Raw genomic sequence first — 238 nt, forward strand, 5'->3', positions numbered from 1 at the left:
GATACAAAAGAAGCTATAAAAGCATTTCAAAGAAAAGTTGGTTTAATACCTGATGGTGTGGCTGGAAATAGAACGAAATCCGCTATGCGCGCTTATACAGGTTGTTAATTTACAATAGATCTAAAATCTGCTGAGATATTTTTTTGGCTTCCATATTGAAATTGTCTTCTAACTGATCACTTGGTGCTGAAGCCCCAAAGGAATCTATGCTAAAACTTTTTGTTACTGGTCCTACATA

At 35.3% G+C, this 238-nt stretch carries 1 protein-coding gene; it reads left to right on the plus strand.

Translation table 11 applies throughout. The annotated features are described in order from the left end of the window. A partial coding sequence (locus KB213_RS13345; RefSeq protein WP_211683546.1) for a peptidoglycan-binding domain-containing protein occupies window positions 1-108 on the plus strand: 108 nt, incomplete at its 5' end. Window positions 109-238 lie beyond the last annotated feature (130 nt).

The sequence above is a fragment of the Neokomagataea anthophila genome (assembly GCF_018122595.1).
GTDB lineage: Bacteria > Pseudomonadota > Alphaproteobacteria > Acetobacterales > Acetobacteraceae > Gluconobacter > Gluconobacter anthophilus.